We start from the raw sequence: 15,932 nt of genomic DNA on the forward strand, positions 1-15,932 counted from the left end.
CCGCTACGCCGAGGCAAACCTGTTTGATCGTGCTCATGAGTCGCCCCTCTGGTGCGTGGTTGAAACCTTGGAATTACCTGTGACGCTAATAGCCGCACACGCGATTCAGGAGACTTTTCGGGATATCGGTGTGGCGAAGGTCCCACGGCGATGGGACTTTGGTCAGCGAGTTGCGACGGCGGGCCCGTCATCGCCGGCAGATCCCTTGTCGGTCACCTGGGCAGGTGGTCAAATTGACCATTCCGAAGTGTCCGACAGTGGGAGCCGTCATGGAAAACGGAACCGTCGTAGGACGTCTCAGCCCGGTCGCAGTTGTCGTCGGAGTAGGCGCGGCATTGTTCGCCGGTGGCTCCGGCACGGCCGCCGCGGATCGCGGTCCGGACAGACCCCCAGCTGATTCCGCCGGACAGGCCGACCCTGGCCCCTCTGCCGGGCGCACGCATCGACCCGTGGCACACGCCGGCCCCGGGCCTGCGCCGCGGGGGAGGGCAGTAGCCGGTCGACGGGGTGCTCCAGATCCGGTTGAAGACCCGGCGGTGCCGCTGGATGCCCCTAGTGCACCTGCGCAACAACTTCCGATCCCGGCGGCCTCGGCTTCAAGGTCATTCGACGAGCGGGCCGACCCGCAGCCTGCAATATCGGTGGTACCCGCGGTGGCACCGGCCGCAGCGGCGGGGCCGGTCGCCCAGGCCGGCGCTGATCCGTTCGGGGGGTTTTTCTCGTCGTGGGCGGCGCTGTTCAACAACCAGACCCCGCGGTTGTCGCCAACCCAGACCGGGCAGAGCCCGACCGGAGTGGTCAGCGGCCGACTCAACGCCGTCGACCCGGACAGCCCCCGGTTGACGTTCACGGTCGCCGAGGCGCCCGCCAGCGGCACCGCCGTGGTCGGCGCCGACGGGTCGTGGACCTACACCCCCAACCCGCCGACGGCCGCCGCGGGCGGACTCGACTCATTTCGGGTCACGGTGAGCGACGCAGCCAGCGGATTCGCCATCCACGGTCTGGCCGGACTGCTGCACCTGATCAGTTTCGGCTTGATCGGCAGCCGGGGTGACTCCAGCACCGCGACGGTGACGGTGACGGTGACCGCGGTGGCCATCGGCAACAACGTGCCGACCGGACTTGCATCGGTGAACACGGTCGACCCGTCGGACGGCCGAGTCAGCGGGGTGGTGACCGGGAGCGACGCCGACGGTGATCCGCTGAGCTACACCGGCCCCGGCGCCACCGCTACCGGTGCGGTCACCATCGACGCGGCCAGTGGGGTGTTCAGCTACACCCCGACCGCCGCAGCACGCCATGCCGCCGCGCGGGTCGGCGCTCCGGCAGCCGACCGATCCGAGGTGTTCACCGTGACGGTCTCCGACGGCCGCGGCGGAACCGCCGCGGTGCCGGTGACGGTGCCGGTGAGCCCCGCCAACGTCGCTCCGGTGGCGGGCCTACCCACCGTCGGCACCCCGGATCCGGGCACCGGGGTGGTGACCGGTCGGGTGATCGCGACCGATGCCGACCGGGACACCCTGACCTACTCCGCGGTGCCGACCACCGGCAAGGGCAGCGTCGCCTTCAACGCCGGCACCGGGTCGTTCAGCTACATCCCGACCGCGGCCGCCCGGCAGAACGCCGCCGCACCCGGCGCCACCGACGCCGACCGGTCCGACCGTTTCACCGTCACCGTCACCGACGGCTACGGCGGAACGGCTTCAGTGCCGATCACCGTGGCGATCAGTCCGTCGACCGAACCCGCGGCACCGCTCGCCGCCTTCCCCGGGGCGGAAGGTTTCGGGGCCCAGGCCACCGGTGGCCGCGGCGGCAACGTCATCTATGTCACCAACCTCAACGCCGACGGCCCCGGTTCGCTGCAGTGGGCCATCGACCAACCCGGCGCCAAGTACGTCCTGTTCAAGGTCAGCGGCGTGATCGACGGCCAGATCCATCTCACCAATGGCGACGTCACCATCGCCGGCCAGAGTTCCCCCGGCGGGATCACCATCCGTGGTTTCGTCACCGACGAGAGCCCCTACCAGGACCAGGACGTTCGGGCCCCCGGTGACTTCGCTGAAAACTGGGTCCTGCAACACATCCGGATCCGGCCGGGAGCCGGCGGCCCCAGCGATGACGGTCTGCGTGTGCGCTACACCCGCAACGGCATCGTCGACCACGTCTCCATCGGCAACGCCACCGATGAGGCAGTGGAGATCTCGTATTCGAACAACATCACCATCCAGAACACGATCATCGCCGAGACCGTCGGCGGCCACTCGTTCTACGGCGGCGTCCTGATGAACTACTCCAACCCGGCGCACGGATTCGGGCTGGACAACATCGCCCTGCACCACAACGTCTTCAACCGCATCGAGGGCCGCCTTCCCGAGGGCAGCCGGGAGTCGGCCGCCGCAGCCAACTCCTCCATGAACGTGGAACTGTCGAACAACCTTTACTGGGACCCCAATTTCTTCATCGCCCTCGGCCCGGATACCGGATCGGCCGCCGTACCTGGCGGCCCCTCGCCGATCTACTGGAACCTCAACGCCGTCAACAACTTCTTCCAGGTGCGAAACGGCTTCCCGTACAGCATGTTCGACGACCAGATCCTGCGAACTGCCATGAACCGCATCTTCCTCAGCGGCAACGCGATGAACCTCTACCCGGGACGCTCGGACTACGAACTGTTTTACTGCTGCAACGACTATCCGTCGGTCACCGATGACGAGGCGGCCGTGGCCGTGGCCGCCCAGCGAGCCCAGAAGCTGGCGACTCGCCATCCATTCCCGGCCATCACCTACACCCCGACCGGTCAATTGCGGACCGTGCTGCTCAACACGGCCGGTGCCTGGCCGCGGGACCCGATGGACACCCGATTGATGGGCAACGTCGCCGGGGGCACCATCGCCTCTGCGGCCCGAAACACCAACCCGGCAGGGGACGCGTTGCTGCCGGCCTACTCGGGCAGTGCGCCCACCGCTCCCGCCGACACCGACAACGACGGCATGCCCGACGCCTGGGAGGCCGCCAAGGGGCTCAACCCCAACGTCGCCAACACCAATGCCCGCACCCTGTCTGCGGTCGGCTACACCGACCTGGAGGTTTACCTGCAGGAGCTTTCGGCGACCCGGATCACCGGGTCCGCGCTATGAGCCGGGGTAGCCTGCCGTCGTGACAACCGTCGAGGTCTTCGCCGACGTCTTATGTCCCTTCACCCATGTGGGGTTGCACACCCTGATCGACCGTCGTGTTCAGCGTGGGCTCACCGAACCCCGGCTGGGTCTACGGGCCTGGCCGCTGGAGCTCGTCAACGGCAAGCCACTGGACCCGCACCACATCGCCGCGGAAATCACCGCACTGCGGGAATCCGTGCGCCCCGACCTGTTCGCCGGATTCTCCGTCGGGGCTTTCCCGAGGACGTCGATGGCCGCTTTCGCGCTCACCGCGGCAGCCGACTGCACCGGCGATCCGGCGCTGCGCGAAGAGGTCGGGATGGCGCTGCGGAACGCGATCTTCGAAGAAGGACTCGACATCGGCCGGCCCGACGTGGTCGAAGCCGTGGCGGCCCGGTTCGGGTTGACTCCGCTGGACGCCGAGGCCACCGGTGCGGCGGTGCGCGCCGACTGGGACGAGGGCAAGCGGCGCGGAGTTGTCGGCTCCCCCCATTTCTTCACCGCCGACGGGGGCAGTTGGTTCTGCCCGGGCCTGGCCATCAGCCGCGATGACATCGGTAACTTCATCGTCGCCTGGAAAGAAGGCAGTGCGGCCTTCGTCGACCGGGTGTTCCAGTGACCGCCCCCAGCCAGGCCGATCTGCAACGCTGGCGTCGGCACCTGGCCAATGAGCGCGCCGAAGCCGCGGTGTACCGCGACCTCGCGCAGAAGTACGACGGCGAGGAACGCGAGATTCTGGCTGCGATCGCCGCGGCTGAGGAACGCCACGAGCAGCACTGGCTGACCCTGCTCGGAGACCAGGTCGGCCAGCCGGTACGGGCCGATCTGGGCACCCGCACCCTGTCGTTCATGGCCCGTCATTTCGGGTCGGTCTTCGTGCTCGCGCTGGTGCAGCGCTTCGAGGCGCGCGCCAGCTACGACGCCGACGCCGACGCCACCGCCACCATGGCCGCTGATGAGCAGATCCATGAGGAGGTCATCCGGGCGCTGGCCGCCCGCGGCCGAGACCGCCTCTCCGGCAGTTTCCGCGCGGCGGTGTTCGGCGCCAACGACGGGTTGGTGAGCAACCTGGCGCTGATCCTCGGTGTCAGTGCGAGCGGGGTGTCCAACCACACCGTTCTGGTTACCGGGTTGGCCGGGTTACTCGCCGGTGCGCTGTCGATGGGGGCCGGGGAATACGTGTCCGTCAGCTCGCAGCGGGAACTGCTGGAGGCCTCCGCGCCGAGCCCCAACGTCGGGTCGGCGTTGACCCAGCTTGATGTGGATGCCAACGAGTTGGAGTTGGTGTACCGGGCCCGCGGGATGGACGCCGACCAGGCTCGGGCGCATGCCGCCAAGGTGTTGCGCGATACAGATGCCGGTGTACACGGGACCACCGGCCACGGCACGGCAAGCCATGACGCCATCGGCACCGGGCTGGGGGCGGCGGTGTCAAGCTTCCTGTTCTTCGCATCCGGCGCGCTGATTCCGGTGCTGCCGTACCTGTTCGGTGTCGAGGGCACTGCTGCGGTGGTGATTGCCGCCGTGCTGGTCGGCATCGCCCTACTGGCCACCGGCGTTATCGTCGGACTGCTGTCCGGTGCGCCCCCGATGCGAAGAGCGATGCGCCAGTTGATGATCGGCTACGGAGCCGCCGCGATCACCTATGTACTGGGACTGCTCGTCGGCGGTGGGTTGCACTGACGCTACTGCGGGTGCTCGGCCAGGTAGTCGGCGACCGGGATCCGTTGCGACTGGTAGTAACCGACCGGCAGCAGGACATCGCCGGCGGTGCTGTAGTAGTAGACCTCCCAGCGGTAGTAGCCGCCGAAGGACCCCGGGTCCTCGGCGATGATCGCGGCGTAATCCTTGACTGCCCTGACGTATTCGTTGGCGTTGTTGTAGGCGAAGATCGCCCGGTCGGGATTGCCTGCGAAGCCACTGGCGGCCAGATAGCGTCCCGCCGCCATGATCGAGTCGCGGGGTGAATTGACGTCACCCTTGCCGTACGAGGCCCAGGTTTGGGGCATGAACTGCATCGGGCCCTGCGCGCCGGCGGTGCTCACTCCGGCGATGCTGCCGAATCGGGTTTCGATCAGGTTGATCGCGGCCAGATAATTCCAGCCGACCCCGGTGGCGGCTTCGGCCTCGCGGTAGAGGCTCAGCAGTTCGTCGGCCGGAGCGGGCGGGATGATCCGCCATGCCGGGAGGGTGTCGCGGGGTGCGGTCATGGCCGAGAGTTGGCGGCGGGCGTCGATATTGCGGTCATAGGTGGTGACCAGTGACGCCGGAATCGTGGGCCGGATGATCGCATCCCAGTCGGGATTGCGCCCGATGGCGCGGTAGGCGACTTGTTGGCGGCGCGCAGCGGCCACCAGTGCGGACTCCGGTGTTGCGGGATCGCGGATCGCCTGTTCGTCGGCGATCAAATCCTCGGCGATCTGGGCGGGATCGGCCGCCAGGCGGGGCTGTGCGCCGGCCGGCGCGGCCGGCGCGGCCGGCGCGGTGGTCTCCATCTTGGTGATCGGCGCGGACGCCGGTTCTGGTGTCAGGGCGGCCGTGGATGCAGGTTGGCTGCTGCAGCCGACCGCACCCCAACCGAGTGCTGACAACAGGATCGACGCAGCGGCCACCCGGTAACGGTTCATGGCCGCAAACCTAATGCCCGGCGGTGCACCAGGGCTGCTTCTGCGGTGCGGTGTCACTAGTGTGTCTGTTGCCATGAGTTCGCACTTCGCTGTTCTGACCTCTTTGGCCCTGGCGATCTTCCTCAGCCCGGAGACCGTCGTGTTGGGCCTGATCATCGCCGGGGACAAGAAGGTGCCACGGTTGGCTGCGTCGGCTTACGCGCTGGGCGGCATCCTGGGGATCGCCTTCGCCACCGGGGTCGGTTTGTGGATCGCGCACGCCTCAGGCACCGACACCCACACCGCACCGCACCACGGCTGGCCCAGTTTCATCGTGCGGGTGGTCATCGCCGCCGCGCTGATCAGCATCGGAGTCCGGCGGGCCGTCAGCGCGCTCCGCAACAAGCCCATCGCGGACGTAGCCAAGCCGGAACCCAAGTCCAGCGGTGTCCGGGCCGCGTTGGTGCGGCGCTTTCCCGCGCTCGATCCGACTGCCGATCTCCCTGTCCCTCGTCGGTTGGGCCGGGCCGGCCTGGCCGGCTTCGCCATGTGCGGCCTGCATCCCAAGGTCTTCCCGATCGCCATCGCCGCCGGCCATCAGATCTTCCAGATCACCGATCGGCCGCTACGCACCCTCGGCGCGGTGCTGTTCGCGGTGATCGCCGTGATCCCCGCGCTGGTGCCGCTGGTGATCGACGTGGTCAAACCCGGGGCGACGGTCGGCATCAAAGAGGGATACGAACGCATCATGAAGGTGCACGGCCGGTGGATCACGGCGGTGCTGCTGATCGGGGCGGGCGCGTTCGTCGGCTATGAGGCCTGGCACGCCTTCCCGGGACGGTGACTACCGCGCAGTCCCGCCCGCTTGGCCCGGTCGGTTAAGGCCACACTGTTGGCGATCTCGCGCAGCGGGGGGTACCGCTTCTCTACACTGCGGCTGTGAGCTCTGAGTTGTCGGGTATACATCCGCACTACACGTTGCTCTGTGACGACATCAGAATTGAGGTCGGTAACCGAATCTCCCTCATCGGCGTCTTTCACACTGTTGTGACCGCTCAACTCCCCGTTTTTCTGATCAAGATGGCGGTGATGACTTACTGGCACGGGCAGGGGAGTGGGACTTCGGAGGTCAGGGTGCTGTCCCCTGATCGTTCCCAGCTCATTGCGGCGTCCAATCCGACACCGATCGACCTCCCGGCCGATGGTGCCACACACAACCTGGTCTTCTTCGTCAATGTTGCGTTACCGGAGCAGGGAACGTACTGGGTGCAGACTCTGCTCGATTCCGAGGTCGTCGGCGAAGTTCCGTTCGTTGTGGTGCTGCACCAGCATGCGTCGGTCCCCTGAGTGCTCAGACGTCCGATACCAGCCCCAATCGTTGCTGTTGCCAGCGCGAGACACCGGAGGAATGAATTCCTGACCGCCCCTGTTGTACCTTCTGATAACTTGAGCGTAAATGACTCAACTATGGCTTGACAGCCCGGCGCTGATTGCCGCAAGCTTGAGTCTGGTCCGCTCAGAACAGAACGTCTACCAGGAGGAATATCAACATGGCTCGTGCGGTCGGGATCGACCTCGGGACCACCAACTCGTGCGTCGCGGTTCTCGAAGGCGGCGACCCTGTCGTCGTCGCCAACTCGGAGGGCGCCCGCACCACGCCGTCGGTGGTCGCTTTTGCACGTAACGGCGAAGTGCTGGTCGGCCAGCCCGCCAAGAACCAGGCGGTCACCAACGTCGACCGCACCATCCGGTCGGTCAAGCGCCACATGGGCACCGAGTGGTCGGTGGAGATCGACGGCAAGAAGTACACCGCCCAGGAAATCAGCGCGCGCACCCTGCAGAAGCTCAAGCGCGACGCCGAAAGCTACCTCGGTGAGGACATCACCGACGCGGTCATCACCGTGCCCGCGTACTTCAACGACGCCCAGCGGCAGGCCACCAAAGAGGCCGGCCAGATCGCCGGTCTGAACGTGCTGCGCATCGTCAACGAGCCCACTGCTGCGGCCTTGGCCTACGGTCTGGACAAGGGCAGCAAGGAACAGACCATCCTGGTCTTCGATCTCGGCGGCGGCACCTTCGACGTCTCGCTGCTCGAGATCGGCGACGGTGTGGTCGAGGTGCGGGCCACCTCCGGGGACAACCATCTCGGTGGCGACGACTGGGACGACCGGATCGTCGAATGGCTCGTCGACAAGTTCAAGGCAAGCGCTGGCATCGACCTGACCAAAGACAAGATGGCCATGCAGCGGCTGCGGGAAGCCGCCGAGAAGGCCAAGATCGAACTGAGCTCTTCGCAGAGCACCTCGATCAACCTGCCCTACATCACCGTGGATGCGGACAAGAACCCGCTGTTCCTCGACGAGCAGCTGACCCGTTCGGAGTTCCAGAAGATCACTCAGGATCTGCTGGACCGCACCCGTGCGCCGTTCCAGCAGGTGATCAAGGACGCCGGCATTTCGGTGGCCGACATTGACCATGTGGTGCTCGTGGGCGGTTCGACCCGGATGCCGGCGGTCACCGACCTGGTCAAGGAACTGACCGGCGGCAAGGAGCCGAACAAGGGCGTCAACCCGGACGAGGTTGTCGCGGTCGGCGCTGCGCTGCAGGCCGGTGTCCTCAAGGGTGAGGTGAAAGATGTTCTGCTGCTGGATGTTACGCCGCTGAGCCTCGGCATCGAGACCAAGGGCGGCGTGATGACCAAGCTGATCGAGCGCAACACCACCATCCCGACCAAGCGGTCGGAGACCTTCACCACCGCCGATGACAGCCAGCCGTCGGTTCAGATTCAGGTCTATCAGGGTGAGCGCGAGATCGCGGCGCACAACAAATTGCTCGGCAGCTTCGAGCTGACCGGTATTCCGCCAGCTCCGCGCGGCGTGCCTCAGATCGAGGTGACCTTCGACATCGACGCCAACGGCATCGTGCACGTCACCGCCAAGGACAAGGGCACCGGCAAGGAGAACACGATCAAGATCCAGGAGGGCTCCGGCCTGTCCAAGGAGGAGATCGACCGGATGATCAAGGACGCCGAGGCGCACGCCGACGAGGACCGTAAGCGCCGGGAAGAGGCCGACGTCCGCAACCAGGCCGAGTCGCTGGTCTACCAGACGGAGAAGTTCGTCGCCGAACAGCGCAGCGCCGAGGGTGGTTCCAAGGTCCCCGAGGACACCCTGGTCAAGGTCGACACCGCGATCGCCGACGCCAAGACCGCGCTCAACGGTTCGGATATCGGGGCGATCAAGTCGGCGATGGAGAAGCTCGGCACCGAGTCGCAGGCGCTCGGCCAGGCCATCTACGAGGCCGCGCAGGCCGAGCAGGCCGCCAGCGGCGGCGGTGCTCAGAGCGGCTCAGCGGCCGACGATGTGGTCGACGCCGAAGTTGTTGAGGACGATCAGGAGCCGCGGTGACCTTTCCGGAGGGCAGGAGCGAAGCGACCCGGGATATGAATAACGAAGGTATGGACGAACCGGTGACCGTGACCGACAAGCGGCGGATCGACCCGCAGACCGGTGCGGTCCGTGAAGCCGGCGGGCAGGAGCGAAGCGACTCGGGAACCGGCACAGCCTCCGGCCCGGCCCCCCGTGGGCCGGCGCCGGGGGTGCCCGGTTCGGCTGACACCGACAAGGTCGCCGAACTCACCGCCGATCTGCAGCGAGTCCAGGCCGATTTCGCCAACTACCGCAAGCGGGCGCTGCGCGAGCAGGACGCCGTCGGCGAGCGGGCCAAGGCCGTCGTGGTCAGCCAACTGCTCCCGGTCCTCGACGACCTCGAACGGGCCCGCAGCCACGGCGATCTGGAAGGCGGCCCGCTGAAGTCGGTCGCCGACAAACTCGCCGCCGCTCTCAGCGGACTCGGTCTCACCGAATTCGGGACCGAGGGCGAGGAGTTCGACCCATCCCTGCACGAGGCCGTGCAGCACGAGGGCGACGGCTCCGCGGGGTCTTCTCAAGGGCTCGTTCTCAGCCACGTCATGCGCAAGGGCTACAAGCTCGGCGAGTTCGTGCTGCGCCCGGCCATGGTCGGTGTCGTCGATGCCGTGGAGGTCACAGAACAGGCCGACACGCCTACCGGGAAATCACAGCCCTACGTCGAGAACGCACAATCAGATCAGTAAAAGCACCCGGTAAGGAGGTGACGCGGCATGGTTCAACGGGAATGGGTTGAGAAGGATTTCTACAAAGTGCTCGGCGTCCCCTCCGACGCCAGCGATGAGGAGATCAAGCGGGTCGCCAAGAAGCTGCTCGCCGAGAACCACCCGGACCGCAACCCCAACAACCCCGCCGCCGAGGAGCGGTACAAGGAGGTCGGGGAGGCCCGGGATGTGTTGACCGACAAGGCCAAGCGCAAGGAGTACGACGAGACCCGGCGGATGTTCGCCGGGGGCGGGTTCGGCCGCCGCGTCGGCGGCGGCGGTGGTGGTGGCGGGGGCGGCGGCTTCAGCGGATACGACGGTGCCGGCGGGTTCAACCTCAACGACCTGTTCGGTCAGGCGGGACAGGACGGCGGTGCGAACATCGGCGACCTGTTCGGCGGGCTGTTCGGCAGAGGCGCCCAACCGCGCACCACCCGGCCCCGGCGCGGCAAGGATCTGGAGACCGAGACCGAACTGGACTTCCTGGAGGCCACCAAGGGAGTCGCGATGCCACTGCGGCTCACCAGTCCGGCGCCATGCACCAACTGCCACGGCAGCGGTGCACGCCCGGGCACCAGCCCCAAGGTGTGCGCCAACTGCAACGGATCCGGGGTGGTCAACCGCAATCAGGGCGCGTTCGGCTTCTCTGAGCCGTGCACCGACTGCCGGGGTAGTGGTTCCATCATCGAGGATCCCTGCGACGAATGCCGCGGCACCGGCGTCACGACCAGGACCCGCACCATCAACGTGCGCATCCCGCCCGGAGTTGAGGATGGCCAGCGGATCCGGTTGGCCGGCCAGGGTGAGGCCGGGTTGCGCGGGGCCCCGTCGGGTGACCTCTATGTCACGGTGCACGTCCGCCCCGACAAGGTATTCGGCCGCGACGGTGACGACCTGATCGTGACGGTGCCGGTCAGCTTCACCGAATTGGCTTTGGGCACAACGCTGTCCGTTCCGACGCTGGACGGCAAAGTTGGAGTGAAGGTGCCCAAGGGTACCGCCGACGGCCGCATCTTGCGGGTCCGTGGCCGCGGTGTCCCCAAGCGCGGTGGAGGTGCCGGTGACCTGCTCGTCACGGTGAAGGTTGCGGTGCCGCCGACGCTGGAGGGCGCGGCACTGGAGGCCCTGGAGGCCTACGCCGCCGAGGAGAAGGCCAGCGGGTTCGACCCACGCGCCGGGTGGGTGGGCAACCGGCCATGACCGCCGCCAACGGACCCCGCGAGCCACGCGAGAGTCAGACCTTCCTGATCTCGGTGGCCGCGGAGTTGGCCGGTATGCACGCCCAGACGTTGCGCACCTACGACCGGCTTGGGTTGGTCAGCCCGGAGCGCAGCGCGGGCGGCGGCCGCCGCTACTCCGAACGCGACGTGGAACTGCTGCGTGAGATTCAGCGGCTGTCCCAGGACGAGGGCGTCAACCTCGCCGGGATCAAGCGGATCATCGAACTGACTAATCAGGTCGAGGCACTGCAGGCGCGGATCGCAGAGTTGGCCGGGGAGTTGACCCGCTCCAAACCGCGGCGGGATCTGGCTGTGGTACCCAAGAGCACCGCCGTGGTGGTGTGGAAGCCCCGCCGTCCTTAACCCGTGGAGGATGTCGAAAAGTGCCGCTACCGCACCTTGATGGTGAACGTCGAGACGGCCGGCCGTCCCGGGACCGCCTTGTGGTAGTTGCCTTTACGTAGGGCGTTGGTCGGCGCGGCCATCGGCTCGATGCCGACCACATCGTCGTTACTGGGGGCGAAGATCTCCACAGCCGGGTAGCCGTTGTCCATGATCACCTCGATGCGCCGGTCCCCGCCGGACAGCGCGAACACCGCGCCCTGGGGCACCTCGTCGAAACCGTCATCGAAGACCCGGTCGCCCAGCTTTTCAGACTTCTTCGGCCACTCCTCGGTGGCGCCGGTCGGAATTCCCCAGTTGTCCACCGGCAGGTGCCGCATGGGCGGCGTCTCCAGCACCCACTCCGAGCGCGGCACACCGGGGATGGTCAGGTACGGGTGGAATCCGAAACACAGCGGCACCGACGCCGACGTGGTCGGTGTCACGGTGGTCTCGATCGTCAGGGCCCGGTCGATCAGCTTGATGTCGAGGGTCACCACGTGCGGGAACGGGAAGCTGCACAGCAGTCGGGGCTGGCCGCCGTAGTCCAGGTCGGCGACGAACCGGTTGTCTTCCTGCTCGGTGACCAACCACCCGGGATAGGCGGCCAGCACCCCGTGGATCACCAGACCGTGTTCGTCCGAACGCACCCCGCCGACGCCGGGGGTCAATGTCACCGCACCGCCGTCCACGGAGTAGCCGTTGGCCGACAGCCGGTTGGCCCACGGATAGAGGATCGGGATCCCCATGGTCTTGCCGGTCGTCAGGTAGGCGTTGAGCCCGCGGCGCTGGCCGAGCAGTTCCACCCCGCCGTCAGACAACGAGGTGCACACCATTCCCGCAGACGGGACGAACGTCGCGGTCAGCGCCGACGACGGATCTTTCAGGACGACTGAGGGCAGCTGGGCCATTGTCGGATTGTGCCATGAACGATCGCTGGTTGACCAAGGCAGCCGCACATCAGCGATGCTGGTCCGTTGCCCGCCGTCATCGGCGTTCGTCGATATAAGCGGTGAGGTCGTTGATCGTCCGCAGTGAGGCGTACCGCGACTCCGGGATGTCGACCTCGAAGCGCTTGTGCAACCGGACCAGGAAGTTCAGCCAGTCCATCGAGTCCAGGTCCACTTGATCGCGCAGTAACTCGGCGTCGCTCAGGTCGCCTTCGTCGATTTCGGGCGCAATGTCGAGAAGTTCAGCCACCACCCCGGCGCGGGTTGCACTGTTCACGTTGTCTCCTATAACTCCTGCGGCCGCTGCAGCAGCCGGTTGATTTCAGCCAGGAACAGCGCGCCACGGGCGCCGTCGCTGGCCCGGTGGTCGGCGGCCAGGCTGGCGTGCACCGTGGTGGCCACCCGGATCCCGCTGTCGACGACGACGACCCGCTGGGCCGGCTTGCCGAAGCCCACGATGGCCACCTGCGGGGGATAGATGACGCCAAACACGGCGTCGACGCCGTTGGCGCCCAGATTGGTGACGGTGATCGTCGGGTCGCTCATCTCCGAGCTGCGCAGCGAGCCGGCTCGTGCCCTGCCGACCAGATCGGTCAGGTCCTCCATCAGTTCGGCCAGCGGCTTCTCGGCGACGTCGTGGATGGCCGGGGCCACCAGGCCCCCGCCGCGCAGCGAGATGGCGACCCCGACGTGGGTGCCGTTCGCCGGCTCGAAGTGGTCCCCCGAATGGTCTGAGCACCAGAACCCATTGAACTCGCTGAACCTGGTAGTGGCCAACGCGACGGCTTTGAGTTGCAGGACGGCCGGCAGGATCCGCTCGGTGATTGGCCGGCCGGCATTGTGTTCGGTCAACCAGGTCAGCGCGGTGTCGAGGATGATCTCGTCGGCCAGGTAGTAGTGCGGGATCTCGCGCTTGGACCGGCTCATGGCCGCACCGATCGACGCCCGCATCGCCGCGCCGCGCTCGCGGGCCTTCTCGGCGGCCGACTTCGGTGGGGCCTCTGCCGCCGGTGGTGGTGGCGGCGGGGGAGGTTTCGGTGCCTCGTGGTGGGCGGCCGCCGCGGCGTGTTCGACGTCCTGCAGGGTGATCGCGCCTTGCGGCCCGGTGCCGTCGACGGTCCTCAGATCCACCCCGAGCGCGGCGGCAGCGCGCCGCGCCACCGGTGAAACCCACAGTCGGTGCCCGACCGCCGCCGGCGAGGAGGGAGCAGGCGCTGTTTCGGGCACCTGCGGGGGCGCAACGGATTTGGCTGCCGAAGCCGGGGGTGGCGGCGCTGGCGCGTCGGCGGACTCCCCGGGTTCGAGCAGTGTGGCCAGCGGGGTGCCGACGGCGACGGTCTCACCGACCGGTACCAGCAACCTGTCCACCACGCCGTCGTTCCAGCACTCGATCTCGACTGCGGCTTTGGTGGTCTCGACGACGGCGACGATCTGTCCGCGGGTGACGGTGTCACCGGGTGCGATCCGCCATTCGTCGAGGCGGCCCTCATCCATATCCGCGCCGAGGGCGGGCATCTGAAACTCGATCAAGGGTGCTCCCCGAACAACCCCCGCACCGCCGCGACGATCTTGTCGGGCTGGGGCAGGGCGGCTTCCTCGAGGTGTTTGGCGTAGGGGATCGGCACCTCGGCGGTGCACACCCGGGCGATCGGGGCGTCGAGTTCGTAGAACGCCTGCTCCACGATGCGGGCGCTGATCTCGCCGGCCAGGCTGCCGGTGTGCCATGCCTCGTCGACCACCACCACGCGGTGCGTCCTACCCACCGACGCCATGATGGTGGCGTCGTCGAGGGGACGGAGCACCCTCAGGTCGATCACGTCGCACTCGATACCGGCCTGAGCTAGTTGCTCGGCGGCGTCCAGCGCTTTGGGGACGGATCCGCCGTAGGCGATGATCGTCGCGTCGGTTCCGTTGCGGCGCAAAGCAGCCCGGCTGATTTCGGTGGGGATGAGTTCCTCGACATCGGCTGCGAGGTTGTAGAGCCCGACATGCTCGGCGATGATCACCGGGTCGGGGCTGGTGAGTGCGGTGCGCAGCATCCCGTAGGCGTCGGCGACGGTGGCCGGCGCCAGCACCGTGATGCCGGGGACGTGGGCGTACCAGTTCTCCAAACTGTGCGAATGCTGGGCCGCAAGCTGGCGTCCGGCCCCGGTGGCCATCCGCACCACCACCGGTATGGAGAACTGACCGCTGGACATATGCCGCAGCGCCGCAGCGGTGTTCACAATCTGATCCAGCGCGAGCAGGCTGAAGTTCACCGTCATCACCTCGACGATCGGCCGTAGACCGCCGAGTGCCGCGCCGATCCCGATGCCCACAAAGCCCAACTCCGAGATCGGGGTGTCGCGGATTCGTTCGGCTCCGAACTCCTCGAGCATCCCCTTGGACACCGCGTAGGTTCCGCCGTAGCGGCCGACGTCCTCGCCGAGCAGCACCACCCGTTCATCGGCGCGCATGGCGTCGCCGATCGCGTCGTGCACCGCACTGCGGTAGGTCGTCTTCATTGACTCACCGGTGTCATCACGTCGCGGGTCAGGGTCTCGACGCTTTCCAGCGTGCCGGCTTCGGCGTAGGCCACCGCGTCGTCGACCTCTCGGGCCGCCGCCGCCTCGATCGCGGCGACATCATCGGCGGTCAGCAGGCCGTCGGCCGCGCAGCGTTCGGTGAATGTGCGGATGGGGTCGTGTTCCTCGCGCCACTCGGCCACTTCGGCTTTGTCCCGGTACAACTCCGGATCGAACATCGAGTGCGGACGGAACCGGTAGGTGCGGAACTCCAGAAAGAACGGCCCGCCTTCGGTGCCGATGTGCTCGACGGCACTTTGCATCGCCGCCTGAGAGGCCAGCACATCCATCCCGTCGGCGGAGGCGGCCGGAACCCGGTAAGCCTCGGCTTTGGCGACCAGATCCAGCTGGGAGAGCTCCCGTTCAATCGCCGTTCCCATGGCGTACCGGTTGTTCTCGCAGCAGAACAGCACCGGCAGCTGCCACAACTGTGCCATGTTCATCGTCTCGTGGAAGGCGCCCTCGGCGGTGGCGCCCTCACCGAAGTAGCAGGCGCTGACACGGGCGCGGCCGAGCTGCTTGTCTGCCAACGCCAGACCGGCTGCCATCGGCAGGCCGGCTGCCACAATGGCATTGCCGCCGTAGAAGCGTCGGCCCGCGTCGAACAGGTGCATCGAGCCGCCCCGCCCGCCCGAGCAGCCTTGCTGTTTGCCGAACATCTCGGCCATGATCTTGGTCATCGGGATGCCCCGCATCAGAGCGTGGGCATGCTCTCGGTAGGTGGCGACCACCGCGTCGTCGGCGCTGAGGACCCGCAGTGATCCCGCGGCGACCGCCTCTTCGCCGACGTAGAGATGCAGGAATCCGCGGATCTTGCCCGCGCTGTACATCTCGGCGCACTTTTCCTCCATGCGCCGGATGCGGATCATGTCGGTCAGCAACTCCCGCACCCGAGCCGGTTCCCTCACGCCTTCACCCCCG

15 protein-coding genes are annotated in these 15,932 nt (G+C 67.2%); 9 read left to right on the top strand and 6 right to left on the bottom strand.

Going from position 1 to position 15,932, the window contains the following annotated elements; translation table 11 throughout:
• Window positions 1-641: 641 nt before the first annotated feature.
• The 3 genes from ADBZ5N_RS11140 to ADBZ5N_RS11150 are packed head-to-tail and all read left to right on the top strand — an operon-like array spanning window position 642 to window position 4,841.
• Entirely contained in the window at window positions 642-3,137 is a 2,496-nt protein-coding gene (locus ADBZ5N_RS11140; protein ID WP_526257548.1) for a cadherin-like domain-containing protein, read from the top strand.
• Window positions 3,138-3,156: 19 nt separating this feature from the next.
• A complete protein-coding gene (locus tag ADBZ5N_RS11145) occupies window positions 3,157-3,777 on the top strand; it encodes a DsbA family oxidoreductase (RefSeq protein ID WP_526257549.1) in 621 nt (206 codons plus the stop codon).
• Window positions 3,774-4,841, top strand: a complete 1,068-nt coding sequence (locus tag ADBZ5N_RS11150; protein WP_526257550.1) for a VIT1/CCC1 transporter family protein — start codon at window positions 3,774-3,776, stop codon at window positions 4,839-4,841. Before ADBZ5N_RS11145 ends, ADBZ5N_RS11150 begins: the two co-directional genes overlap by 4 nt.
• Before the next feature lie 2 nt (window positions 4,842-4,843).
• Here ADBZ5N_RS11150 and ADBZ5N_RS11155 read toward each other — a convergent pair whose 3' ends face one another.
• Window positions 4,844-5,785: a lytic transglycosylase domain-containing protein gene (locus tag ADBZ5N_RS11155; RefSeq protein WP_526257551.1), complete on the bottom strand. Its 942-nt coding sequence runs from the start codon at window positions 5,783-5,785 to the stop codon at window positions 4,844-4,846.
• Between the two features lie 73 nt (window positions 5,786-5,858).
• Here ADBZ5N_RS11155 and ADBZ5N_RS11160 point away from each other — a divergent pair, with 73 nt between their 5' ends.
• The 6 genes from ADBZ5N_RS11160 to ADBZ5N_RS11185 all read left to right on the top strand — a co-directional run bounded on the left by ADBZ5N_RS11160 (window position 5,859) and on the right by ADBZ5N_RS11185 (window position 11,479).
• Entirely contained in the window at window positions 5,859-6,608 is a 750-nt protein-coding gene (locus ADBZ5N_RS11160) for a GAP family protein (RefSeq protein WP_526257552.1), read from the top strand.
• A 95-nt stretch (window positions 6,609-6,703) separates the two neighbouring features.
• Complete coding sequence (locus ADBZ5N_RS11165; protein ID WP_526257553.1) at window positions 6,704-7,111, top strand: DUF6941 family protein; 408 nt, start codon at window positions 6,704-6,706, stop codon at window positions 7,109-7,111.
• A 203-nt stretch (window positions 7,112-7,314) separates the two neighbouring features.
• On the top strand, window positions 7,315-9,171 hold the full coding sequence (gene dnaK, locus ADBZ5N_RS11170) for a molecular chaperone DnaK (RefSeq protein WP_526257554.1): 1,857 nt from the start codon (window positions 7,315-7,317) through the stop codon (window positions 9,169-9,171).
• Between the two features lie 35 nt (window positions 9,172-9,206).
• Window positions 9,207-9,878 (top strand): nucleotide exchange factor GrpE, encoded by a 672-nt coding sequence (gene grpE, locus ADBZ5N_RS11175; protein WP_526257555.1) that lies wholly within the window; start codon window positions 9,207-9,209, stop codon window positions 9,876-9,878.
• A gap of 27 nt (window positions 9,879-9,905) precedes the next feature.
• On the top strand, window positions 9,906-11,096 hold the full coding sequence (dnaJ, locus tag ADBZ5N_RS11180; RefSeq protein WP_526257556.1) for a molecular chaperone DnaJ: 1,191 nt from the start codon (window positions 9,906-9,908) through the stop codon (window positions 11,094-11,096).
• On the top strand, window positions 11,093-11,479 hold the full coding sequence (locus ADBZ5N_RS11185) for a heat shock protein transcriptional repressor HspR (RefSeq protein ID WP_526257557.1): 387 nt from the start codon (window positions 11,093-11,095) through the stop codon (window positions 11,477-11,479). The genes dnaJ and ADBZ5N_RS11185 overlap by 4 nt, the downstream gene beginning before the upstream one ends.
• A gap of 26 nt (window positions 11,480-11,505) precedes the next feature.
• Here the strand turns inward: ADBZ5N_RS11185 and ADBZ5N_RS11190 are convergent, their stop codons facing one another.
• The 5 genes from ADBZ5N_RS11190 to pdhA form a co-directional block, all read right to left on the bottom strand.
• Complete coding sequence (locus ADBZ5N_RS11190) at window positions 11,506-12,408, bottom strand: aldose 1-epimerase (protein WP_526257558.1); 903 nt, start codon at window positions 12,406-12,408, stop codon at window positions 11,506-11,508.
• A 76-nt stretch (window positions 12,409-12,484) separates the two neighbouring features.
• Window positions 12,485-12,724 carry an acyl carrier protein gene (locus tag ADBZ5N_RS11195; RefSeq protein ID WP_526257559.1) on the bottom strand — a complete coding sequence of 80 codons (240 nt, stop codon included), beginning with the start codon at window positions 12,722-12,724 and terminating at the stop codon, window positions 12,485-12,487.
• Window positions 12,725-12,732: 8 nt separating this feature from the next.
• The gene (locus ADBZ5N_RS11200; RefSeq protein ID WP_526257560.1) at window positions 12,733-13,977 is read right to left on the bottom strand and encodes a 2-oxo acid dehydrogenase subunit E2; all 1,245 of its coding nucleotides are present in this window, start codon (window positions 13,975-13,977) and stop codon (window positions 12,733-12,735) included.
• Window positions 13,974-14,951 carry an alpha-ketoacid dehydrogenase subunit beta gene (locus ADBZ5N_RS11205; protein ID WP_526257561.1) on the bottom strand — a complete coding sequence of 326 codons (978 nt, stop codon included), beginning with the start codon at window positions 14,949-14,951 and terminating at the stop codon, window positions 13,974-13,976. The genes ADBZ5N_RS11200 and ADBZ5N_RS11205 overlap by 4 nt, the downstream gene beginning before the upstream one ends.
• A complete protein-coding gene (gene pdhA, locus ADBZ5N_RS11210; protein WP_526257562.1) occupies window positions 14,948-15,880 on the bottom strand; it encodes a pyruvate dehydrogenase (acetyl-transferring) E1 component subunit alpha in 933 nt (310 codons plus the stop codon). The genes ADBZ5N_RS11205 and pdhA overlap by 4 nt, the downstream gene beginning before the upstream one ends.
• Window positions 15,881-15,932 lie beyond the last annotated feature (52 nt).

Origin of the sequence: Mycobacterium sp. (assembly GCF_044370595.1) — a bacterium.
Taxonomy (GTDB): Bacteria; Actinomycetota; Actinomycetes; order Mycobacteriales; family Mycobacteriaceae; genus Mycobacterium.

What these genes read in the sequence shown, in the direction of transcription:
- ADBZ5N_RS11190 (WP_526257558.1), bottom strand. Translation starts at nt 12,408, where the DNA reads ATGGCCCAGCTGCCCTCAGTCGTCCTGAAAGATCCGTCGTCGGCGCTG.
- ADBZ5N_RS11205 (WP_526257561.1), bottom strand. Translation starts at nt 14,951, where the DNA reads ATGAAGACGACCTACCGCAGTGCGGTGCACGACGCGATCGGCGACGCC.
- pdhA (WP_526257562.1), bottom strand. Translation starts at nt 15,880, where the DNA reads ATGATCCGCATCCGGCGCATGGAGGAAAAGTGCGCCGAGATGTACAGC.
- dnaK (WP_526257554.1), top strand. Translation starts at nt 7,315, where the DNA reads ATGGCTCGTGCGGTCGGGATCGACCTCGGGACCACCAACTCGTGCGTC.
- grpE (WP_526257555.1), top strand. Translation starts at nt 9,207, where the DNA reads ATGAATAACGAAGGTATGGACGAACCGGTGACCGTGACCGACAAGCGG.
- ADBZ5N_RS11185 (WP_526257557.1), top strand. Translation starts at nt 11,093, where the DNA reads ATGACCGCCGCCAACGGACCCCGCGAGCCACGCGAGAGTCAGACCTTC.
- ADBZ5N_RS11155 (WP_526257551.1), bottom strand. Translation starts at nt 5,785, where the DNA reads ATGAACCGTTACCGGGTGGCCGCTGCGTCGATCCTGTTGTCAGCACTC.
- dnaJ (WP_526257556.1), top strand. Translation starts at nt 9,906, where the DNA reads ATGGTTCAACGGGAATGGGTTGAGAAGGATTTCTACAAAGTGCTCGGC.
- ADBZ5N_RS11160 (WP_526257552.1), top strand. Translation starts at nt 5,859, where the DNA reads ATGAGTTCGCACTTCGCTGTTCTGACCTCTTTGGCCCTGGCGATCTTC.